Annotated in this window: 22 protein-coding genes and 2 pseudogenes; 11 read left to right on the plus strand and 13 right to left on the minus strand. The window is 64.1% G+C overall.

The window, feature by feature from the left end; genetic code table 11:
- Positions 1-61: 61 nt before the first annotated feature.
- The 5 genes and pseudogenes from MICNX66_RS12235 to MICNX66_RS12255 all read right to left on the minus strand — a co-directional run bounded on the left by MICNX66_RS12235 (position 62) and on the right by MICNX66_RS12255 (position 2,184).
- Positions 62-391: a helicase gene (locus MICNX66_RS12235; RefSeq protein ID WP_187662110.1), complete on the minus strand. Its 330-nt coding sequence runs from the start codon at positions 389-391 to the stop codon at positions 62-64.
- A complete protein-coding gene (locus tag MICNX66_RS12240; protein WP_187662111.1) occupies positions 391-684 on the minus strand; it encodes a TadE family type IV pilus minor pilin in 294 nt (97 codons plus the stop codon). Before MICNX66_RS12240 ends, MICNX66_RS12235 begins: the two co-directional genes overlap by 1 nt.
- Before the next feature lie 62 nt (positions 685-746).
- Positions 747-854: pseudogene (locus MICNX66_RS12245) on the minus strand (DUF4244 domain-containing protein); the annotation flags it as partial.
- Positions 855-1,012: 158 nt separating this feature from the next.
- Complete coding sequence (locus MICNX66_RS12250; RefSeq protein WP_187662112.1) at positions 1,013-1,219, minus strand: hypothetical protein; 207 nt, start codon at positions 1,217-1,219, stop codon at positions 1,013-1,015.
- A gap of 146 nt (positions 1,220-1,365) precedes the next feature.
- A complete protein-coding gene (locus tag MICNX66_RS12255) occupies positions 1,366-2,184 on the minus strand; it encodes a hypothetical protein (protein WP_187662113.1) in 819 nt (272 codons plus the stop codon).
- 231 nt (positions 2,185-2,415) lie between these two features.
- Here MICNX66_RS12255 and MICNX66_RS16795 point away from each other — a divergent pair, with 231 nt between their 5' ends.
- The 3 genes from MICNX66_RS16795 (at position 2,416) to MICNX66_RS12270 (ending at position 5,651) form a co-directional block, all read left to right on the plus strand.
- The gene (locus MICNX66_RS16795; protein ID WP_197971843.1) at positions 2,416-4,569 is read left to right on the plus strand and encodes an RNA-binding domain-containing protein; all 2,154 of its coding nucleotides are present in this window, start codon (positions 2,416-2,418) and stop codon (positions 4,567-4,569) included.
- Positions 4,570-4,733: 164 nt separating this feature from the next.
- Positions 4,734-5,075: a DNA cytosine methyltransferase gene (locus MICNX66_RS17055; RefSeq protein WP_442922886.1), complete on the plus strand. Its 342-nt coding sequence runs from the start codon at positions 4,734-4,736 to the stop codon at positions 5,073-5,075.
- 408 nt (positions 5,076-5,483) lie between these two features.
- Entirely contained in the window at positions 5,484-5,651 is a 168-nt protein-coding gene (locus tag MICNX66_RS12270; RefSeq protein WP_187662115.1) for a hypothetical protein, read from the plus strand.
- 1,138 nt (positions 5,652-6,789) lie between these two features.
- Here the strand turns inward: MICNX66_RS12270 and MICNX66_RS12275 are convergent.
- Positions 6,790-8,058 carry a DUF2510 domain-containing protein gene (locus MICNX66_RS12275; RefSeq protein ID WP_187662116.1) on the minus strand — a complete coding sequence of 423 codons (1,269 nt, stop codon included), beginning with the start codon at positions 8,056-8,058 and terminating at the stop codon, positions 6,790-6,792.
- A gap of 177 nt (positions 8,059-8,235) precedes the next feature.
- On the opposite strand from MICNX66_RS12275, the gene MICNX66_RS12280 reads away from it, so the two are divergent.
- Complete coding sequence (locus MICNX66_RS12280; RefSeq protein WP_187662117.1) at positions 8,236-9,102, plus strand: IS3 family transposase; 867 nt, start codon at positions 8,236-8,238, stop codon at positions 9,100-9,102.
- Positions 9,103-9,306: 204 nt separating this feature from the next.
- Here the strand turns inward: MICNX66_RS12280 and MICNX66_RS12285 are convergent, their stop codons facing one another.
- The 3 genes from MICNX66_RS12285 to MICNX66_RS12295 are packed head-to-tail and all read right to left on the minus strand — an operon-like array spanning position 9,307 to position 14,976.
- Entirely contained in the window at positions 9,307-9,927 is a 621-nt protein-coding gene (locus MICNX66_RS12285; protein ID WP_187662118.1) for a TetR/AcrR family transcriptional regulator, read from the minus strand.
- A gap of 37 nt (positions 9,928-9,964) precedes the next feature.
- Positions 9,965-12,151, minus strand: a complete 2,187-nt coding sequence (locus tag MICNX66_RS12290; protein WP_187662119.1) for a YhgE/Pip domain-containing protein — start codon at positions 12,149-12,151, stop codon at positions 9,965-9,967.
- Positions 12,148-14,976, minus strand: a complete 2,829-nt coding sequence (locus MICNX66_RS12295; protein ID WP_232089069.1) for a YhgE/Pip domain-containing protein — start codon at positions 14,974-14,976, stop codon at positions 12,148-12,150. The genes MICNX66_RS12290 and MICNX66_RS12295 overlap by 4 nt, the downstream gene beginning before the upstream one ends.
- On the opposite strand from MICNX66_RS12295, the gene MICNX66_RS12300 reads away from it, so the two are divergent.
- The 5 genes from MICNX66_RS12300 to MICNX66_RS12320 all read left to right on the plus strand — a co-directional run bounded on the left by MICNX66_RS12300 (position 14,939) and on the right by MICNX66_RS12320 (position 18,338).
- On the plus strand, positions 14,939-15,877 hold the full coding sequence (locus MICNX66_RS12300; RefSeq protein WP_232089070.1) for a TetR/AcrR family transcriptional regulator: 939 nt from the start codon (positions 14,939-14,941) through the stop codon (positions 15,875-15,877). The two genes, MICNX66_RS12295 and MICNX66_RS12300, sit on opposite strands and share 38 nt — an antisense overlap.
- Positions 15,874-16,731, plus strand: a complete 858-nt coding sequence (locus tag MICNX66_RS12305; protein WP_187662121.1) for a 3-hydroxyacyl-CoA dehydrogenase — start codon at positions 15,874-15,876, stop codon at positions 16,729-16,731. The genes MICNX66_RS12300 and MICNX66_RS12305 overlap by 4 nt, the downstream gene beginning before the upstream one ends.
- A 35-nt stretch (positions 16,732-16,766) precedes the next feature.
- Entirely contained in the window at positions 16,767-17,642 is an 876-nt protein-coding gene (locus MICNX66_RS12310; protein WP_269474802.1) for a type I glyceraldehyde-3-phosphate dehydrogenase, read from the plus strand.
- Between the two features lie 52 nt (positions 17,643-17,694).
- Positions 17,695-17,910 (plus strand): hypothetical protein, encoded by a 216-nt coding sequence (locus MICNX66_RS12315; protein WP_187662122.1) that lies wholly within the window; start codon positions 17,695-17,697, stop codon positions 17,908-17,910.
- Between the two features lie 206 nt (positions 17,911-18,116).
- On the plus strand, positions 18,117-18,338 hold the full coding sequence (locus MICNX66_RS12320; protein ID WP_187662123.1) for a DUF2283 domain-containing protein: 222 nt from the start codon (positions 18,117-18,119) through the stop codon (positions 18,336-18,338).
- Positions 18,339-18,372: 34 nt separating this feature from the next.
- Here MICNX66_RS12320 and MICNX66_RS12325 read toward each other — a convergent pair whose 3' ends face one another.
- Both MICNX66_RS12325 and MICNX66_RS12330 read right to left on the minus strand, forming a co-directional pair.
- Positions 18,373-19,035 (minus strand): hypothetical protein, encoded by a 663-nt coding sequence (locus MICNX66_RS12325; protein ID WP_197971844.1) that lies wholly within the window; start codon positions 19,033-19,035, stop codon positions 18,373-18,375.
- Between the two features lie 203 nt (positions 19,036-19,238).
- Positions 19,239-20,012 (minus strand): DUF4839 domain-containing protein, encoded by a 774-nt coding sequence (locus MICNX66_RS12330; RefSeq protein WP_187662125.1) that lies wholly within the window; start codon positions 20,010-20,012, stop codon positions 19,239-19,241.
- Positions 20,013-20,158: 146 nt separating this feature from the next.
- On the opposite strand from MICNX66_RS12330, the gene MICNX66_RS16800 reads away from it, so the two are divergent.
- Both MICNX66_RS16800 and MICNX66_RS12340 read left to right on the plus strand, forming a co-directional pair.
- Positions 20,159-20,842 carry an SHOCT domain-containing protein gene (locus MICNX66_RS16800; RefSeq protein WP_197971845.1) on the plus strand — a complete coding sequence of 228 codons (684 nt, stop codon included), beginning with the start codon at positions 20,159-20,161 and terminating at the stop codon, positions 20,840-20,842.
- A 273-nt stretch (positions 20,843-21,115) separates the two neighbouring features.
- Complete coding sequence (locus tag MICNX66_RS12340; protein WP_197971846.1) at positions 21,116-21,592, plus strand: TetR-like C-terminal domain-containing protein; 477 nt, start codon at positions 21,116-21,118, stop codon at positions 21,590-21,592.
- On the opposite strand, the pseudogene MICNX66_RS17060 reads toward MICNX66_RS12340, so the two are convergent.
- Positions 21,571-21,762 (minus strand): annotated as a pseudogene (locus MICNX66_RS17060) (hypothetical protein); the annotation flags it as partial. The gene MICNX66_RS12340 and the pseudogene MICNX66_RS17060 overlap by 22 nt on opposite strands.
- A gap of 34 nt (positions 21,763-21,796) precedes the next feature.
- A protein-coding gene (locus tag MICNX66_RS12345; protein WP_232089072.1) for an IS5 family transposase occupies positions 21,797-22,694 on the minus strand; the annotation gives its coding sequence in 2 pieces (ribosomal slippage) (positions 21,797-22,357 and positions 22,359-22,694; 897 coding nt in all).
- Positions 22,695-22,700 lie beyond the last annotated feature (6 nt).

Genomic DNA, 22,700 nt, shown 5'->3' on the forward strand with positions numbered 1-22,700 from the left:
AAGCACACCATACACACCGCTATTCGGGGTCGTTCACAGCGGGCGAGGGGTAAGGCCGCCGTCATGATTCCTCGGGTGGCCCGGCGCGGGCTCGGGAGACGGCGGCGAGTCCAGCGTACGCCGCCTCCACAGACACGGTCGCCACATACCCTTCCAGCGAACAGCTCGTCAACGCCGCCCCGCCTGCCGCGGCGACCCTCGCCGCGAGCGCGCACGGCTCATCCGCCGTCGCCACGGCACCGCTGGCGGCATCGGCCGCGGCGAGTGCGGCGGCGTCGGCCGCACCCGCCGCGCGCTGTGCCGTGACCGCCGCACCGCCCACCGCCGCGAGCCCGACGGACAAGGTCGCGCTCACGACGAGGAGGGCGGCCGCGAGCGCCGAGCCCGCCATCACCGGCCCCCATCGAGAGCGCAGCTCGAGGCGCGCAAGGGGAAGCTGATGACGGCGCCGACCGAGACCCGGACGGTCGCCGTGGCACACACCAGGTCCCCGGTGGAGGCGAACGAGGCCCCGGCGCCGGGGACCGCCGCGTGCACGATGCGCGCAGCCGTCGCCGTGTCCTCGCCCCGTCCGAGCAGGCGGGCTGCGTCCGCTGCCGCATCCTGGAGCGCCACCTGCCGGGACGCGGCCGCGAGAGCCCCGGCCCCGAGCAGCAGCACCAGCGCGACGGCGGGCAGCGCCATGGCGAGCTCCGCCGCGACGGCGCCTCGTTCGCTCCCGCCGCGCGGTCGCTCGCGAGGGGCCGTCACGACACGGTCAGGGCGCGGCGGACAAGCCCCGTGAGGATGCCCCGCACCTCATCCGAGCGCATGATGGCCACCAGCAGTCCCGCGAACGCGACAGCGGCCGCCGTGTTGCTCAGAAAACAGATCTTATGCGCCGCGTGCCCTTGGTGCACCGTGCTCACGCCTTCGATTCGAAGCGCTGGGGTTGCCTGGCAGTGTGGACCGTATGTATGTCCATGTGCGACACGTTGCACTCCTTCGAATCGGAGGCTAACGCGGCGTCCCGTCAGATCGGTCGAATCTCGCCGGTGAAGGTATGGCTACGCCGGAAGTGATCCTCCGAGTCCCAGCGGACTCGTCGCAACGAGCGGTGGATCACGTTGCGGTCGCCAACTTCGCCCGGTTCCGGGGTCGAAAGGATGACGCTCTCCCGCTTGCTGATCACGTGGCGCCATACTTGAGCGCGCTCAATAGGGTGTTCGTCTCTAGCCATGTCGACGAGTGTATTTCGCGCATGCCCCGTCATCGCGGGTATCGAGATGCGTCACCTCAACCCTTCGTGTGCATCACACAACGATCACGGGTCGGAGTCGTTCGCGGCCTAGCGCCGCAAGGAGGACGCCGACGCCCGATCGTGAGTCACGCGCTACCTTCCGTTGCCCGGTCCCACCGGTTTATGGCGATAGATGCGCGAGCCTCAGAGAACTGATCTTGCTCGTCCTTCTCTGCGTTCCGAAGTTCATCGACTGCCCGGCTCAGTTCGATCAAGGCTTTCGCTAGCGGGCGGATCGCGTCGGTGTCACGTTCCATACCATCAAGAACATCCCGCGGGCGATATGTCATCATCCCTCGCGTTCGGGCCGTGAGGAGCTGTGTCATGCTCTCGACAGCCAGCATTGGTTCGCACTCGGAGAGTAGATGTTCAGTGACCGCATCGAGGTCGTCGATCGCCAGAACTGTTTCGGCGCCCTCCCCGAGTCTTGTGGCGAACTCAGCCACGACGCGCTTGTGCTGGCCCGACAACATGAGGTGGACGCCTCGCAAGTCTGCTTCCGAGAGTGACATCACCGCGTCGACATCGTTCCGAATCAAGGTATCCAAAGATCTGGACACGGACCGTTCATATCGCTCCGAATGCGACTCGCGCCACTCTCTCACCTTCGCGAGGTACCTGAGGCGCAGAGCGTCGACCATCTGCTGGAGTTCGACGCACCGTTCCGCTGTGCGGATCAAGCGCACTTCGACCTCGCCGTTTGCTGATGCCGCCGCGCCGAGTATCTGTTCGATCAAAGCGGAGGCGCCCCCACCCGCTTGCGCAGCGCGGACCTGCTGATGGGTCAGCTGCAGGAGATCTCGCGAGCTGTCGTGATGACCTGGCGAGGTAGATGCGAGCGCGAGCGTCTGCAACCTCAAGAACACTCGGGGGTCGGTATCGGAGGCGCCGTCGTATTGCCGCATGCTCGACCCTTTCAGGATTCGGACGTTCAGAGCTTAGATGACTTGCCCGCACGCAGGATGGTTCTTCAGTGATCCTCCGCGTCGGCAGACTTGGGACCACTCTGAGGGCGGGTGAAACTTGCGGGTTCGGCATCGAGTGCCCTCGTGGGGGGTATCGGGCGTTGTGGCACCGCCCAGCTGAAGGCGGTAGGGATGTGGGCGGTGCGGAAGATGTCAGGCTGGGCGCGTGCTATGAATGAAGCGGATTGGGAGGCGCAAATGGGATTGCAAGAGGTTCGTAGCCGGTTCTTCGGGTATTTTCCGGCCGCCGAAAGCCTGGACTCGTCACTTCGGACCGCGAGCAACCCGAACCCGATGTTCTTCATGGCGTCGGTCGCAAAGGAAATCGACCTCAAGGGGTCCGGGCTCGCGTTGCTACGCCTCGGGGAAGACCTTGAGCGTCGCTTCGGGATCAACGGGGAGGTAGCCGCGTATTTTACCCCCTGGCGAGATTTTCAACGACGGTCGTTCAATGCGATGACGCTTCGCACAAGTGATCTGATTCGATCGCTGCAGGACCAGATCATGCAGTCGGAGCGCTTCACGCCGTCCCGTCGTGTCGCCCTCCTCATCTCTACGGACCCTAACGTTCAGACCAAGCTCGACGAATGGCAGAGCGACTCATACAGTGAGCTCACCATCGTCGCCATCGATCCGTTGCGGCACACCGGTCCGGATCTAGTGGCGGAGATTACGAAGAACCTTCGAGACCGGCTCGGTGAACGAGACCTGTACCGCACCCAGAACCCCGTGAGCGGCGTCGACTTCTTCGGCCGAGCGGGTCTCATGCGTAACCTCAGCGCGGCCATCGATGGTGATCAAAATATCGCGATCCTTGGTCTCAGGCGGTCCGGGAAAACATCGGTGCTGCGCGAGTTGAGAAGGGTCCTACTACCGCGGCGGGTGGTCATGCCGATCGCGGACTTTCAGATGCTCGAAGAGCACTCCGCAGAGGAGCTCGCCAGTTCGATCGCGGCGAGCTTGAACGAGGAACTCAAGGTCGTGAAGGCGAAAGGCATCGATGTCTGGATCGGGAACGAGTCCGATCAGTCGGTCGAAGATCTGACCCCTTCGGCACTCTCCGATCGGATCAAACGCGTCGCTTCGCGTAACCCAGGTGTACGCATCGTGGTCGCGGTCGACGAGGTCGAGAGCGCTGCGGCGATCGCGCGCGAGAATCCGATGGCCATCAAAGTCTTGCTGGGCGCCTTACGATCTGCGGCGCAGGCTCGCGAGAATGTATCCCTGGTGTTCAGTGGTGTTGCGAATCGCATGTTCAGGAGCAGTTCTCTCGGGGATCGCGGGGAGGTTGACAATCCGATGTTCAACCAGGTCTCCAGTGTCTACCTCACTCCGTTTGAACTCGAGGAAACAACTTCGCTCCTTCGCGATCTCGGGCGCCCGATGCTCCTGGACTGGCAGCCGGACGCTATCGCCGAGGTACAACGCCTAACTGGCGGCTTCCCTTACTTCGTTCGCGACCTGGCATCCGCGGTTCGTAAGAGCGTTCGGGCAGAGGTGATTGAAGATTCCGCTGACGCTGTCAAAATCAACGCTGACCATGTGAGCGTGAGCGCGCCGGAATGGGCCATGGTCGCGGGCGAGGCTTGGAACGGGATAGTTTCGGCGCTCGGAATCCACTACCCATCGGCGGCATCCCTGCTCGATTCATCGATAACTGAGGCCGAGCTGAATGAGTGGATTGCGGGCGACGCAGAGGCGGAGCAAGCCGCTGAAGATCTAGTTGCGTTGAAGCTACTGCAGCGCGATGCAAAGGGCATTCTCTACAGCCCAACACTCGCTGCACTCCAATCGCTGTCGCGTCCGTCGATGAGATCTGCAGACCCAGTCGGAGGTGTGGACCGCGCGTCGACTGTGGACGAGCTCGTACGCCAAGGTGAATCTCATCACCTCGAGTTCAAGGAAACCAGTCGGATCAACCTACGGTCGGGAGCGAAAGACACCGCAATCGAGTCAGCAGTGGTGAAAACCGTCGCTGCGTTCCTCAATTCCGATGGCGGTGAGCTGTTGATCGGCGTCGCGGATGATGGATCCGCGAAGGGCCTCGACCCCGATCTTGTCTTGTTCAAAGACAGTGTGGATCGATTCGAGCGCTGGATCCGTGGGGACCTGCTCGCTAAGCGCATCGACCAGCACTTGGTCACGGATCATGTGGCGACAGAGTTCGTAAGATTCCGAGGGAAGCTCATTCTCAAGGTCTCTGTGAGCCGGGGCGCGACGCCCGCTTGGGTGGACGACAAGACACTCTATCGCCGCCAAGGCAATCAGACGATCGAGCTTGTCAGCGGTAGGGATGTGCAGCAGTTCCTGGCGCAACGTTCGTAGGCGATCCGGGTGTCTTCGTAGTGCCGCCTCGCAGCCTCACCGGCGCTGTTTGTGACCCGAGTACCCCGAAGAACCAACCGCGGTGCTCGACCCAGGCCGTACGGATTAATGGAACGAGGTTCGATCTACCGGAGGACCTCCAGCTCGACTGTCACAAGCGTCTAGTGGACGACAAGGGGCACGCAAGAAGGACTGCTACAGGCAGTTACGGACGCGTGCGGTCGGGCGAACCGGCGCCAACGATGACAACGCGGTGCACAACTCCTGCCTGCGGTGCGTTCATCCATCCGGTACAAGACAGAGGTATCAGCTTGCGCGAAGCCGCAGCGTTTCAGACGTTTCCCGCTACATACACGTGGTTGGGCAGTTACGGCTCGGTAGAGCGTCAGATAGGCAACGCAGTTCCTGTTTGGATGGCTGAATCCCTCGGCCGGTCTGTTCTGGATCTCCTGAACGGCAACATTCGGCCTCAGTCACCGGCGATCGACGCGCGCCTAGCGTCGTGAACACTTCTCGCTCCTGAGCCCTGATGAGTTGCTGCTGTCGGCGCGTCGAACAGCGCCGATAGTCCGGATAGGTGGTCTTATCGTCGGTCAATAGCCCCACAAGGAGAAGTGGGATGTGGCTGAGCAAAGGCCAGGGCGTTCGCACTGCTGTCCGAGTTCCTGGTGCGACCCGCCGATTGGACTGTGACGATCTCGAGCGCTGGTCGGGCTGGGCGTCCAGAGCGCTTCGGTGCGTGAACGGCAACCAGCTGATGCGTTGTTCACGTGGCGCTTGTTGATTGAGCGCCCGCAACTAGAGTGAGTCCGGGACCCGCTCGGCGCCAGGCGCGAAGCTTCGCGGCCCTGAGGAGAACAATGGATAAGTATCGGAATCCGCTCACTCCGGTCGAAGTACAACGAGCTCTTGCCATGATCGACAAGGCACATCAGCTCGAAGGACAGCAACTGGACGAGGAGACGCTGGATCGCGTACGACGGATACTCGCCCAAGAGATAAGCCCAGAGGAGGCGCGCGTCGAACTCGAAGAGGCGCTTGAGGCGATCGTCGAAAGCGAGAGGACCGAGGGCGGCGGCTAGCCGCCGAACGAGTCGTCCATGAGAGCTTGCACGGCGTCCCGTACTTGCCTGAATCGACCCTCTCGGATTGCCGTGACCGCCGTGTCCTCGTTGAGCCACGGGTTGGCACCGACGAACCAAAGCCGCGCGACGTCATCGCCCTCGATTGCCGACACTCTTCGCCAGGTCTCCTGTGCACACTCAAGACGCAGGCTCGCTTCCCCGTCGGGCTCGGGACCTTCTTGTCGCGCCCACCCGATCGCGGCTCGTGTGTCCTTCGAGCCGGCCAGCGTAGACACGAGGGTAGGGCCGAGAACATCGTTTAGGTGCCGGGCGATTTGTACGGTGCGAGAGGCGGTGATGAGAATAGTCCTTCCCCGAGAGCTTGATGTCAATGATCGTGGCGTGGCAGCTGCAGATCAACCCCGACCTTGCTCTCAGTAAAATCAACGAGCACGCCGATGAAAGCCCTTCACGTAAGCCTTCCAGGCACGCCTCGAACGAAAGCCTTTCACATAAGCCTTCCAGGCACGCCTCGAACGAAAGCCTTTCACGTAAGCCTTCCAGGCACGCCTCAAACGAAAGCCTTTCACATAAGCCTTCCAGGCACGCCTCAAACGAAAGCCTTTCACGTAAGCCTTCCAGGCACGCCTAACTTACGAGAGTCTTTCTCGTAAGTTAGGCACGAAAGCCCTTCTTAAAGGCCTGGAACGAAGGCCTTTCTTAGAGCCTCGCAGTCCACGACCCGCCCGCATGCCCCAGGCGAAGCCGCTCGCAGATGAAAGCCTTTCATGCTCCTACAACCCGCGTCGCCCCACCTGGCTGGCATGAGAGTCGTTGCTAGAGCCGGGTGGCGCTTGGCCGTGCCCGGCCCGACTCGCGACGGGAACTTCCATCGCATGGAACGAAAGCCTTTCAGTCGCTCCAGCGAAGACTGCCTCCTGGCGGGCGTGTTCAGGGAATCGCAGGACCTAACGGGAGTCGCCGTCGGAGTCGACACGCGATAGTCCGGATAACTGAAGTTATCGGGGCCTATGAGGCAAGACCTTGAAGTGAGACGAGGGCCGAGCCATCGAGGGCACAGAAGCCGTCTCTTGGAGTGATGACGCGGGGCGGCGCCGTCGCGGCGCAGGGCCTTTCCAGGGCGGAGGACGCCGCTCTATAGACCGATTATTCGTGCCTTCATCGCCGTCGCCTGTTCCGCCGTGATTGCGCCTGAACGTTCTAGGGCCACAATGCGCTCAATCTGACTGGTGAGGTCGGCATCGTCGCTCAGCGATGGCGTCACCGGGGGCGACGAAGAGATCTGCGACGAGCGAGCGTCTCGCTCCATCCCGTCCGCGATCGCATTGATCCGCTGAGCGATCGATCGAGCAGATCCAACGCTCTGGACCGGGATGCTCATTGAGAAAGTCCAATCGCGCGAGCCGACGTGGAACTCGGCTTGTCGAGTGTCCGTCTTCTCCTTCTTCCCGAACGCCAACGCGGGAAGGAGGGCGGTGCCCGGGAGCACCGACCCGATGAGACCTGCTGTCATCGATGGGCGCGACGTGACCTGGACCTGCCCGTCGAGGAACACCTGCGCCTGCGTGAACGCGTCGATCGGGCGCGCCTCCGCACCCCGATGAACGCGGTCATCGAACACCGTCAGATTCGGGGAGAAGTTCGCGGAGACGACGATCCCGACCACTGTGGGGACGTGTGCTCCCAGCGATCGGCGCAGTTTGTCGAGCTCACTAGTCGCCAACTCGACGCCACCCTTGATCTTCTGGGCTTTGGACCACACCAATAGCGCATGCGACATCGCGACTTCTGCGGAGTGATCGCCGCTCTTAATGACTGTTCCGATCGCTTCTACCTTGCGAGACAGTGCCCTTCGGAATACGTCCTCTACGGCTGCCGTCTTTTCGGCGCGCGTCACTTTGCCTGTCGAGAGGGTCCGGCCGGTGGCTGTCTCGAACTCCCGCGCGAGGCGTTCTACAACGAGGGGGGATTGGGCAGTCAACTTGGAGGGCACACCGATTAGCATCGCTTTGCGACCCTCGCGGATGCGGATTCCGGTGGTCATGACTTCGAGCGTCGAGATGTCATCCCACGGCACAACCCGCGGCTTATCGCCGACGAGCCCGCGGCCAAGCCATGTGGTCCCCTCGAGGTGTATACCCTCGGGTCGAATATCGATGATTACGCCGGATGCGGCGAACGGGAAGAGTTCGGCCTCTGGTTGAGGTTGCGGTTCTACGAGCGCCTCCATCGACTGCGTAGTTGCCGTTGCCGTTGTTGTCGTCGTCGTCGGCTGGTGGATGGGACCTGTGTCGATTTTGTCTGGAGATGCGACCTGTCGGTGCTGATCAAGCCACTGCGTGCCGTCCCAGTACGTTTCCCACGCTGGCCCATTCGCATACCAGCCCGCTGCAGCTCCACCCACGATGCTCCCCTTCGAGACCGCCCCAGTGACGGCATCCCACAGCGAGAACTTACTACTTCAGCGGTCGCCTGCGCTCAAGATGGCCACCCGGATTGTCGTGTGAAAGAGGGTCGTCGACCGATCTGGAACAGCAGACAGATAGAGACCCAGTGGCGCGAGGTTGCGGATGGACGGCAGATGGGCACTGTCCAACTCGCCGCTGATGGTGTTCCCGTCGCGGTGGCCTGCCGGTTCCTGAACGTCTCGACGTCCGGCTACTACGAGTGGGCATCTCGTCCACCATCGCCACGAGCGATCGCGGACGAGGCGCTCACGTTGACGATCCGAAAGGTTCACCGTGACTCCCGAGGCACCTATGGTGCTCCGCGGGTGCTGGCCGAACTGCGGCTCGGGCTCGGCGTTCACGTCGGCAAGAAACGAGTCGCCCGGCTCATGCGCCTCGACGGCCTCACCGGCGTCTCCCACCGTCGCAAACGCCGCGGGTGGAAGCCGGACACTGCGACGCACGAGGACCTCGTGAAGCGACAGTTCCGCGCGTCCGAGCCGAACAGGCTCTGGTTCTGTGACATCACGCAGCATCGCGCGAAAGACGGGTGGGTCTACTGCGCCGCCGTCATCGACGCGTTCTCACGTCGTATCGTCGGCTGGTCGATCTCAGACCGGATCACCGCCGAGATCGTCGTCGACGCGCTCGAGATGGCCCGCTGGCGACGCCGCCCCGAGCCTGGAACCGTGGTCCATGCGGATCGAGGAGCGCAATACACCTCCTGGCTCTTCGGCCACCGGCTCAGGCAAGCCGGCCTGCTCGGCTCGATGGGCCGCGTCGCCTCCAGCGTCGATAACGCGCTCATCGAGTCGTTCTGGTCGAGCATGCAACGCGAACTTCTCGACCGATCGAGCTGGACCTCGAAAACGGAACTGTCGTCAGCGATGTTCGAGTGGATCGAGGGCTTCTACAACCCGACCCGTCGGCACACCGCTCTCGGCAACCTCAGCCCCGTGGAGTTCGAGAGACTTCACATCCCCGCCGCAACCGCGGCATGATCAACACAAAGAAACCGTCCGGGAAACCGGGTCAGGCTCCGGATGGTTGCGCAGGCGCCGGACGTTACGCGTCGTAGGCTCGTCGAAAGCGATCTTCCGCCCGACTACGCGCGCGAGCCTCGAACATCCCGCATGAACTGGATCGCCCGAGAGAGCTGCATGCCGCCGTTGCGGGCCCGCCTGCGCGCATCCGACGGGTGACGCTCAGGCCACGATGTCCGGGTTCGACGCGATGAGCGCGGCCTGCTCGGTCCATGACAGGCCGACGATGCTGAGCACGACTCGGGCGATGACCGACGGGTTGCTTCCTGTTAGGCGAGTCTGGCGCAATGTGGCGCGGGCTGTCTCTTCGATCAGGATGGCGAGGACTTCGGGCGAAACGTCTCGTCGGAAAGCCCCCGCTGCTATGCCGGCATCGGTGAGTTCGCGGACACGTCGTCGAAGAGGCGCGAGTGAACGGACTGTCTCCGAGACATGGGCTTCGCTGAGGGCGATGTTGGCGGCGGCGCGTACTGCGGAGGCTTCGCGCCAGAGACCTGCGGCGAGGCGGGCCAGAGCGACGCGCGGGTCGATGTCGTCGATGATCTCGGCGATTGTATTGAACCGCTCAGCGCCGAGCGCGATGACCTCTCTCAGCAGAGTCTCACGGTCGGCGAAGTGGCCGTAGAGGGCACGTCGTGACAGGCCAGCTGCTTGCGCGATGGTGTCGAGGGAGGCCTGGGGATTCTCGGCGAGCACGATCTGCGCTGCGTGGAGGAGTGCTTTGTGGTTGGTTGTGGCGTCACTTCTGCGCTCGCGTGCAGGAACCGAGTCCGGCCAGGCCATGGACTCTCGTGTAGACATGATCACCTCTCGCGGACGCTCACATGAGCTTGGTGGATTCAAGCGCTTCCGACAGGCCCCGGTTGTATGCGATCAGGGGCCGCCGCAGCACCAGGCCGAGCAGCAGGGCCGGGACGATGAAGAGGGCGAGCAGGAGGAGAGAGATCCAGTAGTCCCCTGCGTAGACGCCGGCAATCGCCGATCGCATGGCCTGAATCGCGTAGGTCGCCGGCAGGAATGGACTGATGTTCTGGAACCAGTCGGGCAGCAGCTGGAGGGGGTACGCGCCGCCGGAGCCGGAGATCTGGATGACGAGTAGGAGCACGGACAGTGCCTTTCCGGCGTTGCCGAACGCGACGACCGCGGTGTAGACGATGAGGGTGAAGACGAGGGAGATGATCCATCCGGCGAGGATCATGAGCAGTGGGTGCGCGGGCTCGATCCGGACGAACAGGATGAGCCCGAGGGTGAGGAGTGTGCTCTGGGCCAGGCCGACGAGGCCGAAGATGCCGTACCGTCCGAGGTACTTCTGGGTCGGGGCAAGTTCGGGGGTGCCGGGAAGCGTGTTGCTGTTGACGTCGACACGGATCGTGACCGTCATCAGCAACGCTCCGACCCAGAGCGCGAGAATTGTGTAGAGCGGTGCCATGGCCGCGCCGAATCCGGCGACCGGGAACACTGCGGTGCGGTCGACCCGGACGGGTTCGGCCAGTGAGGTGGCGAGGACGCCGGGGTCGCCTCCGATGATGTCGCGGAGTTCGCTGAGATCACCCGTGTCGGCTGCGGTTCCGAGCGCCTGATCGAGTTCGTCGAATCGGTCGGCCAGTTCGCGCAGTGAGGTGGACATCCCGTTTGCGACGGTCTTGCCCCGGTCGATGACGGCGAGCACGGAGTCCGATGATCCGGACAAGCTCGAGGACAGCCGGGTCAGGTCGCTGCGCACGACGGAGATGTCGGAGTCGAGCCGCGAGAGCGTCGAAGACAGAAGGTCCAGTTGCGGCTTCAGTCCGTCGGTGTATGCGCTCTGTGCGTTCTGCACGGCAGTCTTCGCTTCGGCGATCGTGGCGAGGATCTCCTGGTGGGAGTCCTGAGCGGAGGCGTTGTCGTCCTGGATGTCCTGTGCCGCTTGGACGAGGCTGTCATGCACGGCCTGCTGCCGGGCGATCGCGTCGTCGAGGGCGGCGATGACGGTGTCCAGGGTGCCTTCCGCGGCCTCGGGCAGCGTGGGCCGGACCTGGGTGTCGAGGGTGTCGCGGATGGTGTGGTATCGGTCGATCTGGTCTTGCACTCGTGCCGCGAGGTCAGTGAGCACCGTCACGCGGTCGCCGTTGAGGGCGTCGATGTCCGCGTAGAGGTCGTCGATGCGATCACCGACCGCGTTGTAGCTGTCGGTCGTCGCGGACAGCGCGTCGGAGACTCCTTGGGTGGCGGTGCGCAGAGCGGAGGCGAGGGACTCGACCGCGTCGCTTCCGCTGCCGACTGCGTCGGAGGCGTCGCTGAACGCGCTTCCTGCCGTGTCGACGAGTCGGGACGCGCTGTTCACCACGGGGATGCTGGAGTCGAAGAGGGCGGAGAACATGTCGGCGGTCTGCGCACTCGACCGCAGCTGCGTCGACAGGCTGGCCGCGCGGGCTTGGAGCCGGGTCAGTGCGGCCTGGGTGTCGTCGTCGGTGAGGTAGTCGGACAGGGAGGAGAGCAGGCTGAGCGCGATCTCGCTGAGGGTCTGGGTGAACGTCTCGGTGATCTGCGCGGACACACCATCGGCACCCTGTCCGGTGATCTTGGGAGCGAGGGCGTTCTTCTTCTCATTGGTGTAGAGCGCGATGTCGGTGTGCTCTGCGTCGTCGACGTAGAACGTCATCATGTCGGTGCTGAAGGATGGCGGAAGCACGATCGCTGCGTAGTACGCTCCCGACTTCGTGCCGTCGATCGCGTCGTCTTCGGTCGTGATGACCCAGTCCAGATCGTCGTTGGCGCGCAGCGCGGACAGGACCTGTTCGCCGACGTTGATCCGGACCGGAATCAGGTCGCTTTCGTAGCCGGTGTCGGTGCTGGCGACGGCGACCTTCAGGTTGCTGGTGTTCGCGAACGGATCCCAGCTGGCGATCACGTTGAACCAGGTGAACAGCGACGGGATCACGACGAGACCGAAGACGACGATGCACGCCATCAGGTTCCGTGTCGCGTGACGTACGTCGCGTCCCACCAGTCGCAGGATGACCCTCACGGCTGCTCCCCCTTCTCCGCAGGGCCGTCATCCTCTTGCTGCGCTACGCCCTCGTTCTCATCCGATTCCGCGGGCTCATCGTGGGGCGCCGCGTCTGTGGTCGTCGGCTCGGGCACGCCAGCGTCCGCGTGGGCGGAGTCGTGAGCCTCGACCGAGTCGTCGGCTGCGGGCTCGTCCCGGAACCACTTCGCCACGACATCATCCGTGTCGTCAGGGGCGTACTCATCCGCGTCACCGGTGGCAGCGACGTCCGCGGACGGGCTCCACTCGAGGGGATCACCGGAGCTCAGATCCTCCGCGAGCAGGTGCTGCGCGCCGGGAACGGACTCGTGTGCCGTGCGCGCCTCTGAGGAGGCGACGGTGGCGTGCGCCTGCGCACCACCGGCGAAGACCGCCTGGCGCAGCTCGGCGTCATCGAGCTCAGCGATCTCTCCCGCTCGCGCGAAGCTCCATCTGGCGTACTCGATGGCGACGAGGAACCCGATGACCAGAAGGCACCAGAGGGTTCCTATGCCCAGCAGGAGCGCTTTGGCGTCGGCGAACGTGAGAGCGGCGACGGCGAGCAGCGCCAGCCCCGCCAGTCCGACGATCAGGGACGCTCGCAGCAGCACAGGGTAACGGTGTGTGAACGGGCGGGCCCGGCGGGTGAGCTCGTCCCGGTAGGCGCTGCGGTTCGAGAGTGCGTGGATGATCTCGCTCAGCCGGTAGCCGCTGCCGGCGACCTGGACGTTCTCGCCGATCAGCAGGTCGGTTGCGGCGACCTCGCGGTTGAACAGGATGTGGAAGCTGGCGAGTCTGCGCCGCAGGACCAGCCCGACGAGGAACGCGAGGGCGACGAAGACGGCGAGTGCTCCAAGGAACCGCCAGTAGTGGCCACCGTAGAACCCTGCGATCGTCTCCCGCATTGCGTCGATGCCGTAGGAGAACGGCAGCAGCGGATAGATCGCGCGGAAGAAGTCGGGCATCAGCTCGATCGGGTACAACCCTGATGCGCCTGGGATCTGCATGATCACCAGCAGGATGCACAGACCTCTCCCCACATGCCCGAACGCGACGCAGAGCGCGTAGATGATGCTCACGTACGCCAAGGCGATCAGCACAGCGGTCCCCACGAAGGCGACGGCGCTCACGGTCTGGACACCGATGATGAGGTTCCCGATCGAGACCACCAGCGCCTGCCCGACAGCGAGCAGCGCGAACAGGCCGAAGCGTCCCAGGTAGGCCTCGCGGACCGTGACGCCCTCAACACCTTCTGTGTCGACCTCGATCTTGAAGATCACCATCAGCACGAATGCACCGATCCACAGCGACAGGTTCGTGAACAGTGCCGCCATCGCGGACCCGTAGGAGGACACCGGGAACATCGTCTGCTCCTCGACGACGACGGGCGAGGCGATGAAGCGGGCGATGTCGTCCGCGTCCAGTTCGGTGATCGTGCCGAGCGCACCCCACTCCGCTGCGGCGGCGACCGCTTCGATATCGGTGCGCGCGGCCTGCAGGTTCGACTCGACGCCGGCGATGTCGGCGTCGAAGCTGTCGAGCGCCGTCGAGGTGGATGCCAACTGCGTATCCGCGCTGCGCAGCAGGCCGCCGACTTGGGTGAGTACTTGCCGCTGTGAGGCGACCGCCGCCGAGAACTCTCCCGCGCTGGAGGACAGGCGGGCCATCGCGCTGTTCAGCGCCGGAAGGTTCTGGGTGAGCACCGTCCGCAGATCGGATGCCGCAGTCTGGGTGCCCTGGACCGCCTCGTCGACGGCATCTGCAGCCGCCTGCAGCCCCTGGATGGTGTCGCCGGTGCTGGCGCTCAGTTGCGACAGATCCGCGAGGAGCTGCTGATCGGCAGCGTTTCGCTCCTGCAGCGCCTCAATCACCCCGGACAGACGCTGCTGCGTCTCAGGATCCAGATCGAAGTCATTCATCAAAGCCTGCACCTGCGCGATCGCGGCCTCGTTCGCCTTGAGAACGGTCTCGACGTTGTCGATCGCCGCGTCCACCCGCAGCCCTGCAGCAGTCAGAGCCCCCGTCACCTGGGTGATCGAGGAGTTCGCGGAGGCGGAGGCATCCGCGAGCAGTGTCGTGCCTGTGAGGTACGCGGCCGTTGCGGCATCGGTGAACCCGATCACCTGCTCCTGTGCGTCGGCGATGGTCGACTGCGCTTCCGCTGTGGCCTGCTGAACGTCCGCCAGCGTCGAATCGACATCCGTGAGCGTGTCCTGGGCGGCCGACAGCGTCGCGCGAGAACCGGCGATTCCGTCCTGGAGGTCGGTGATACTGCTCCGCGTCGATGCCAGTGACTGCGAGGTACTGTCGAAGGTGTTCAGCGCGTCGTCTTTCGCGGTCAGCAACCGCGACTCCACGTCATCCCCCGCATCCCTCACCGCGTCTGTCGCAGCCAGGGCGACCTGCTCCGTGAAAGCGGCCGTGATCTGCCGGCCAAGCTGAGACGCGCCGACATCGGTGATCTTCGGCGCGATCGCGCTGGCCTTCTCGTTGACGTAGTACTGCAGCGCCGGCTGGGTGAACTCGCCGCTGGTGATGCTGAGGAGGTCCTCGCTGAAGTCTGCGGGGATGACGATGGCGGCGTACACGTCACCGCGCCGGACGGCCTCGGCGGCCTCCTCCTCGCCCATGAAGACCCAGCCGAGCTGATCGTTCTCCTCGAGCTGCGCACTGACCTGATCACCGACATTCAGCGCCCCGGTCAGCTCCGACGATGCGCCCTCGTCGAGGTTCGCCACTGCGACGCGAATGCTCTCAGTGTTCGCGTACGGATCCCAGAATGCGTTGATGTTGAACCACGCATACAACGCCGGAGTGATCAACACGCCGATCACGATGATCCACGCCTTCCGGACACGGAACAGCCGGGTGACGTCCCTTGTGAAAACCCGCCAGCTCATCCGCACGCCCGCAAGCATACACAGTTTGCACAGCTCTGTGCACGTTACCGAGGTGGCCTATCGCCGATCATGTGCGCACGCCCTCCTTGCGGTCCGCAAGAAAATGAGTACGCTCATTCGTGTGAGCGGGATGCAGCAGCTGTCAGAGCACGGACGGCGTCCGGGCGTGGGGGGAATGGAGCCGCGCCGCGAGCAGAACATGCGGCTCAAGCGAGAGCGGATCTTCCGCGTCGCGTCTGACCTGTTGCGTACGCGGGGCTTCTCCGCGGTGACAACGCAGGAGGTGTCCGCTGCGGCCGGGGTCGCCGCGGGGACCCTGTTCCGCTACGCCGCGACCAAGAGCGAGTTGCTGCTCATGGTCTACAACGAGGCACTCCGGTCGTCGATAGATGAAGGCGCCGCGCGTGCGGCGTCGACGCCGGATCCTTCCGCCGCGGTCTTCGCCCGCCTGTGCCCGCTCGTCGCCGCCGCCGCACGGGAGCCGGAGAACAGTGCTGCGTACCAGCGGGAGCTGCTGTTCGGGCCTCACGACGCGAAGTTCCGAGCCGAGGGCATGGCGTTGATCCTCACGCTCGAGAAGTCGCTCTCTGACACGCTGCGCCGCGCCGCGCCGACCCTCAGCGACGAAGAGGCACGGGTCGCAGGATCCTCGCTGTTCGCCGTCACTCATCTCGCGATCGCTCGGATGACGGCCTCGGACACCCCCGAGGCTGACGCGATCGACGACCTCAGACGTCAGGTCACGCACATCGTGACCGGCGTGCTGCACCACACCCCGGCGGCCCGATCGGCCGCTCGAGAAGAAATGAAGGAGACAAGACAATGAGCAACATCACACACGTGACCGTCCTGGGAACCGGGGTCCTCGGCACCCAGATCGCCTTCCAGACCGCCTACCACGGCTTCCAGGTCACCGCATATGACATCAGCAACGACGTCATCGAGGCAGCCAAGAAGCGGTTCGATGCTCTCGTCACCACCTACAAGGACGACGGAGTCGCGGGGGCAGCTGAGGGGAAGGCGGACGAGGCGCTTACCCGCGTCCGGTTCTCCTCCGACCTCGCCGACGCGGTCGCGGACGCGGATCTGGTCATCGAGGCGATCCCCGAGGTGCTGTCCATCAAGCAGGACACCTACCGCAAGCTCGGCGAGCTCGCACCGGAGAAGACGATCTTCGCGACCAACTCGTCGACGCTTCTGCCCAGCGACCTCAAAGACTTCACCGGACGCCCCGCCAAGTTCCTCGCGCTGCACTTCGCGAACCGGGTCTGGAAGTTCAACACCGCCGAGGTGATGGGCACCGCCGACACCGATCCGGCCGTGTTCGACGATGTCGTCGCCTTCGCCGGCGATATCGGGATGGTTCCGATCCCCGTGCGCAAGGAGAAGTCGGGCTACGTCCTCAACTCGCTCCTGGTGCCGTTCCTCAATGCCGGGTACGCACTCGCCGCCGGCGGGTACGCCGAGCCGAAGGACATCGACAACGTGTGGCGGATCGGCACGGGAGCGCCGATGGGACCCTTCCAGATCACCGATGTCATCGGCCTGACCACCCCGTATAACATCCTCGCTCACGGCGGAGAGAAGGACCAGGCGCTCGCGGCCTGGCTGAAGAGCGAGTACATCGACCACGGCAAGCTCGGCGTCGCCACCGGCGAGGGCTTCTACACCTACAACTGACTCCACGACCGCAGCAGAACACTCCACGAGAGGACGTGCACAACAGGGAATGGGACTCCGTGTCGGGCCACCTCGAAGGGGTGCGCGCCGAGGGAAATGAGATCATCGTGGGAGAGCACCGTCTGCGAGTTACTTCCGAGCGCGAGCCGGGCAAGATTCCCTGGGCCGATGCGGGAGTCGATGTCGTCATCGAATCGACCGGAAGGTTCACCGATCGCGCCGGCGCAGCGGCACATCTCGACGCTGGGGCGAAGAAGGTCGTCATCTCTGCGCCGGCCAGCGAGGATGTCCCTGCGGTTGTCCTTGGCGTGAACGATGATTCCATCGACTGGGCGGAGCCGATCGTCTCGAATGGGTCGTGCACTACCAACTGTCTCGCGCCGATGGCCAAGGTTCTGCACGACCATTTCGGCATCGTCTCGGGCCTGATGACCACCGTGCACGCGTATACGGCCGATCAGCGCCTCCATGACTCGCCCCATAGAGACATGCGACGAGCTCGCGCAGCGGCGCTGTCGACGATTCCCACGTCGTCAGGTGCCGCTCGAACGATCGGGAAGATCATTCCCGATCTTGACGGCAAGTTGACGGGCCTTGCGCTTCGAGTTCCGGTGCCTGTGGGGTCGATCACCGATCTCACCGCACATCTCGATTCGATGGTTACAGCGGCACAGGTGAACGAGGCGTTCCGCGCCGCAGCTGAGGCAGGCCCGCTCGCCTCGTATGTCCAGTACTCCGATGCGCCGATCGTCTCAGCTGACATCGTGGGGAATTCGAACTCCGCAATCTTTGACGCTCCGTTGACGCAGGTCATCGGCAACCAGGTGAAGATTTTCGCTTGGTACGACAATGAGTGGGGCTTCTCGAATCGCGTCGTTGAGCTTGCCAGTCGGATGGGGCGCGGTGCGTAGCGGACACGAACCGGTAGACGACCCTAAAGTTCCTGACGAGAGGACGACCCCCATGGTGTTCGACAGCACGATCAAGCCCTTGTTCCGCCAGAAGGACCGAGACGCGATGCGGTTCGCATTCGACCTCTGGTCCTACGATGATGTGTCCAAGCACGCAGACGCGATCCTTCAGCGCGTAGAGGACGGCAGCATGCCGTGCGACGGAACGTGGGGCGACGAGCAACGGCAGACTTTCCGCGCCTGGGTTGACAAGGGGACGTCTGCGTGATTGAGCGCTGTGCTTGTCCGGCCAGGGCCGGAGTTCCTCGTCCGGGATCTAAGGCTCAGCGCGGTGACACGAGCTGCACAACAAGCGCCGACGTGGCTTCCTAGAGACGTCATGCGCGCGCGTACGTGGTCGCTGCCGTTGAAGTCGTAAGCCACGCTGTGCGTTTGCAGCGACGTGATGTCTGTGTCGCCGCGTAGGCTCCGAGCATGCGAACGACTTTCGACGCCGAGGTGGATGCGGCCTACATCACGCTGGTCCCTGAGACTGAGTCCGGACGCTCTGTGCGCAACGAGGTTGTCGACATCGCCGGCGGCACCGTGGTGCTCGACTTCGACCAGTCAGGCATGCTGCTCGGCCTCGAGATCCTCGGCGCGACGAAGCTCCTGGACGGAGTGTTCCTCGCCGGCGCCGAGCGGATCGATCGCTAGAGGCCGGAAGGCACGGGCGCTCATGGCTGACGAGTCAAGGCTTGCCCGCGAGCAAAGCGGGCACTGACGACTGAGCGCCAAGAAACGCATGTAGATCGCGATCAAGCATCGCGGCCAACCTCATAGTGTCTTCGTGGGCTTGCTGCGCAGTGAGACGTGTGTGCTGGCCTGGGAGCGGCATCCCATTTACGAGCGGTTCGTGGTGAGCCACACGATTCCGCAATTCATTCACACGTGTGACGACAGCGAGGGCGTACTCCCGGTTCCAGCGAAGGCCGTCGCTCTTCGCCTGGGTTCGGCCTCCTGGAAACGCCTTGTCCAGAACCCCGCGCCAGAGAACTTCGTAGTCACAACGAACACGTCGCGGTGCCTTGCCAGCGTGGTCGCCCTTATCGAGGAGACCACGCCAGAAGCCGAACATGCATTGAGCAACGAGCTTTCCCGGTGTCTTTGCGCCGTTGATCCGTGACCAGGCCTGGCTCAGCGTGTTCATGGATCGGTCGTCCAGCGGCATGTTGTTGTTCTCATACCAAGTGGGACCCCACTTCGCTTCGAGCTGCGAGCTCATCGCGTTTCGAAGTGCCACCTCCAGGAAAGCCAGATCACCGAGGAACCCGACTGCGAGCTCACGGTCCCACAGATAGAGGTCCCGAGCACGCGCGTGGTCACCCGCTGCGGTGTTGATGTACGTGGTCATCCGCGCGGGCGTGATGGAACGGTCCAGAGCCGCGAGGTGATGTGCGGGTATGGTCACTGGACGATCACTCCTCGGCGGGATACACTGGCAGGGAAGTCCCCGGCATAAGCCTCTGTCGAACAAGAGTCGGCATGCAGCCGGGGTTTTTCTTTGCCCTGATTCTATGGGCCGAGGCGGCCCTCGCTTCGCTGGACGTCGCGGAGTCAACGCACGCTAGTCTGCACCGGCTCGAGAAGGAACAGCTGACCGTCGAGCGAGCCGACGCGAGCGATGACGTGGACGTTGTCGCCAACGCCGAGCGTGTCGGGGACGTCACCTGTGAGATGCAGGTCGTTCGTGATGTTGACGTCACGGAACTGGAAGCTGGGGCCGCCGTTCGAGTGGGTCTCGCTGTAGTCGCCGCTGACGATGAGGATGTCGTACCGGGTGGTGTAGCCCTCGTGATTGTTCATCGCTCCGATGGCGCCATCGAACTCGATCAGCTGGCCGGAGTACTTCTGCGCGAAGGCCTCGACGGTGGGGCCTTCAGCGGGACCTGTGAGCAGAGACGCGAGGTCGGCGTTGTTCTCGATCGTGTGCGTCGGTTCCTCGGCAGGAGCACTTGCGACGGGTTCTTCCGCCTCCGTCGACGGTTCGTCACGCGGCGCGACGGCTTCCGTGCTCGGAGTGCTCGCCGGCGCAGCGGTGTCGTCCTTGTCTCCGGCGATGGTCGCCATGATGCCGATGAAGACGCCCAGGACCACGAGCACGCCGCCGATGATCGCGCACAGCTTCCACGGCAGGGGCGGCTTCGGCCGACGGAACACCAGCTCGGTGCGGAGCTTGCCGGGATTCTGGCTGACCAGCTCCCAGCCGTCCTTCTCCCACTTGGAGATCATGAGCTTCTCGGTGCCGCGGACGGTCTGGACGGTCTTCGTCTCGTGCTTCACGGTCTCGGATGCGGTGGCAGCCTGAGGGCGCGCGCCAGTGTTCGTCATCGGGTCTCCCTCCCAGATCCCCGGGAGGACAGCTCACTGCCGGGTCATCGTGAGCATATCGGCTGGATGGCCGGTCCAACGACGAACGCGAGCGTGCACAGGGGGTCCGCTAATCTCAGCTGAGGAGACCTGAACATGGAGGAATCATGGGCCTGTTTGACAAGGTGAAGGACGCTGCCTCGCAGGCAGCTCAGGCGGGCATAGACAAGGCGCGGTCCGTAGTCCCGGGCGCGGCCCCTGCCGCAGACCCGACTGCTGCTCCGGTCGCTGCACCCGCCGCGGCGGAACCGCAGCCGATCATCGAACTGGAGAGCCACATCGACGGCAAGAACGCGAAGGTGCGGCTCTGGCCTGACCGGCTTGAGTGGGAGCGCCCGCGGGGCGTCTCCGGCGGGAAGATCACCGCCGGCGTCCTGACAGCCGGCGTTTCGCTGCTCGCGACCGGTGTGAAGGGCGGCACGGACGAGCACGACATGGTGCTGCTCAAGCACGTCACCAATGTCACCAGCCGCAAGGACGGACTGATGTACTACGCGGTCGACGTGCAGACGTCTTCCGGCGCTGTGGTGAACACGATCACCTTCCGAGTGAGCAAGGACGAGGCGGCGCAATTCCGCTCGGCGATCCTCGGAGCGATGCAGGAGCAGGAAGCGAAAGCCTCGGCGCCGGTCGTCGTCCAGGCAGCGGCGCCCGCCGCTGCTCCCGCACCGGCGGCCGCTGCTCCGGACCTCACCGCTCAGCTGCAGCAACTCGCAGCGTTGCGAGATGCCGGCGTGCTGACGGAGGAGGAGTTCGTGGCGAAGAAGGCGGACATCCTCGCGAGGATCTGACTTCATCTACGACACGAGGAGCCGCCCGGGCAATGAAGCCGCGGGCGGCTCTTTCGTTTCTGGCGTCAGGGGTTGCCAGGGTCGAGCGCTTGCGCCGGATGTATGGGTGGTGGATCCTGATGGGGCCGGATGGCGTCGGGTCTCCGTCGCTGACCGGCTTCTGAGGATGAGGCTGGGGAGACCTCATGCGGGATGCCCCACTCCGTCGCCCCCCCGGCGGCGCGTGAGGCATCCCGCAATCCCGTCGCCCTGCTTGTGACCCTGGGGAACTTCATGGCCGAGGCCGAGCGGGAGCCGGGCCTGCTCGAGCAGATGAGAGCGCAAGGAAACCAACCTCGGTGCCAGGAACTCACCGACGTGCTCCAGGACCTGCAGCAGCGCGGAGCTGTGCGTGCGGACATCGATGTCGACACCATCGTCAGCCTGTGTTTCGGCAGCTACTTCGCCGACTTCAACCGATTCGGCGGCGACGTCCCCGCCGACCTCCCCGAACGAGTGGCGTCCGCCCTGTGGCCGGCCATCGCCGCCTTCCGGATTCAGCGCAGATGGAACCCTCGGCTGGTCAGCTATAGGCGCGACTCCTCCATGAGTTGTGCGACAGACAGACCGAACGATGCGGTGATACCAGTCAGTGTGGACATGCGTGGATTCGACGGTGCCGTAGAGTCCTTCGCGCTACTCGAGCGACCGACTTCGATGAGTTGGAGCTGGTTCTTGGTGATGCCCACGCGGCTCGCGAGCATTTCCTGAGTCACTCCGAGCGCCTTTCGGCGCGCGCGGACGACGCCACCGAAACTCTGGGCTGCTTCCGGACTCCACATCACACACCACGATCTACAGGAGGGGCGGCGCGACTCATCTATGGACCCGCCCGTTGGACATGTCCAACGGTACAAGCCGAGATCATCATTTTCGGGCATACCGCTTGAAAGCCATTTAAAAAATGACTACGTGCTAGGTCGTGTCTCCTAAGCGTTTGAGCCAGAGGGTGATGGCTCGTAGGACGGCGCCGCCGCGGTAGCTGAGGGCGAGTTTGTCGTAGCGGGTCGCGAGGCCGCGCCACTGTTTGCCTTCGTTGAAGCCGCGTTCGACGACATTGCGGCCCTTGTAGTCCGCGATGTCGTAGCTGACCGGCCGTCCGCCTCGGGAGCCGCGCCGCACGCGATGCCCTCGCTGGTCGGCCGGTTCGGGGATCACCGCGACGATCCCGCGTTCACGCAGGTGCGTGCGGATCGCGCGTGACGAGTAGGCCTTGTCGCCACGAACCCGGTCGGGACGAGTGCGCGGTCGACCTGGTCCGCGGCGGGCGACGCGGAGATGCTCCATCAGGACCGGGAACATCGGCGCATCACCGGCCTGACCGGGACCGACCAGCACCACCAGGGGGAGACCGTGACCATCGACGAGGTGATGGATCTTCGTACTCAAACCGCCCCGTGACCGGCCGATTGCATGGTCAGGTGGCTCCTTACGCAGATTCTTGTAACTCGATAGATCCCCCTGTGTCGCGCGGGAGGTTCGTCGCGTGCTGATGAGCACGGTTGATCGTCGAATCCACACTCACAGCCCAGTCGATCTCGCCCGCAGCGTCCGCGGCGGCAAGGATCGCCGCGTAGATCTGGTCCCATGTCCCGTCACCACTGAATCGGCGGTGACGTTTCCACGCCGTCTGCCACGGCCCGAACTCTGCCGGCAGATCCCGCCACGGCGATCCCGTCCGGAACGGCCAAACGATGCCCTCGACCACCCGCCGATGATCCTGGAACGGCCGGCCACCCTTCGCCGACGCGGCCGGCATCATTGGCTCGATCTGAGCCCACTCGGCATCCGAGAGAGAAGAGGTACGCGACACGCCCTC

Source organism: Microbacterium sp. Nx66 (assembly GCF_904066215.1).
GTDB lineage: Bacteria > Actinomycetota > Actinomycetes > Actinomycetales > Microbacteriaceae > Microbacterium > Microbacterium meiriae.

Bases quoted from the DNA above. Each gene is read 5' to 3' on its own strand.
- MICNX66_RS12300 (WP_232089070.1), top strand. From the start codon at position 14,939: ATGTTGAACCACGCATACAACGCCGGAGTGATCAACACGCCGATCACG.
- MICNX66_RS16800 (WP_197971845.1), top strand. From the start codon at position 20,159: ATGGGCCTGTTTGACAAGGTGAAGGACGCTGCCTCGCAGGCAGCTCAG.
- MICNX66_RS12320 (WP_187662123.1), top strand. From the start codon at position 18,117: ATGCGAACGACTTTCGACGCCGAGGTGGATGCGGCCTACATCACGCTG.
- MICNX66_RS12255 (WP_187662113.1), bottom strand. From the start codon at position 2,184: ATGCGGCAATACGACGGCGCCTCCGATACCGACCCCCGAGTGTTCTTG.
- MICNX66_RS12315 (WP_187662122.1), top strand. From the start codon at position 17,695: ATGGTGTTCGACAGCACGATCAAGCCCTTGTTCCGCCAGAAGGACCGA.
- MICNX66_RS12325 (WP_197971844.1), bottom strand. From the start codon at position 19,035: ATGACCACGTACATCAACACCGCAGCGGGTGACCACGCGCGTGCTCGG.
- MICNX66_RS12270 (WP_187662115.1), top strand. From the start codon at position 5,484: ATGATCGACAAGGCACATCAGCTCGAAGGACAGCAACTGGACGAGGAG.
- MICNX66_RS12305 (WP_187662121.1), top strand. From the start codon at position 15,874: ATGAGCAACATCACACACGTGACCGTCCTGGGAACCGGGGTCCTCGGC.
- MICNX66_RS12340 (WP_197971846.1), top strand. From the start codon at position 21,116: ATGGCCGAGGCCGAGCGGGAGCCGGGCCTGCTCGAGCAGATGAGAGCG.
- MICNX66_RS16795 (WP_197971843.1), top strand. From the start codon at position 2,416: ATGAATGAAGCGGATTGGGAGGCGCAAATGGGATTGCAAGAGGTTCGT.
- MICNX66_RS12240 (WP_187662111.1), bottom strand. From the start codon at position 684: ATGGCGCTGCCCGCCGTCGCGCTGGTGCTGCTGCTCGGGGCCGGGGCT.
- MICNX66_RS12330 (WP_187662125.1), bottom strand. From the start codon at position 20,012: ATGACGAACACTGGCGCGCGCCCTCAGGCTGCCACCGCATCCGAGACC.
- MICNX66_RS12285 (WP_187662118.1), bottom strand. From the start codon at position 9,927: ATGGCCTGGCCGGACTCGGTTCCTGCACGCGAGCGCAGAAGTGACGCC.
- MICNX66_RS12280 (WP_187662117.1), top strand. From the start codon at position 8,236: ATGGGCACTGTCCAACTCGCCGCTGATGGTGTTCCCGTCGCGGTGGCC.
- MICNX66_RS12250 (WP_187662112.1), bottom strand. From the start codon at position 1,219: ATGGCTAGAGACGAACACCCTATTGAGCGCGCTCAAGTATGGCGCCAC.
- MICNX66_RS12235 (WP_187662110.1), bottom strand. From the start codon at position 391: ATGGCGGGCTCGGCGCTCGCGGCCGCCCTCCTCGTCGTGAGCGCGACC.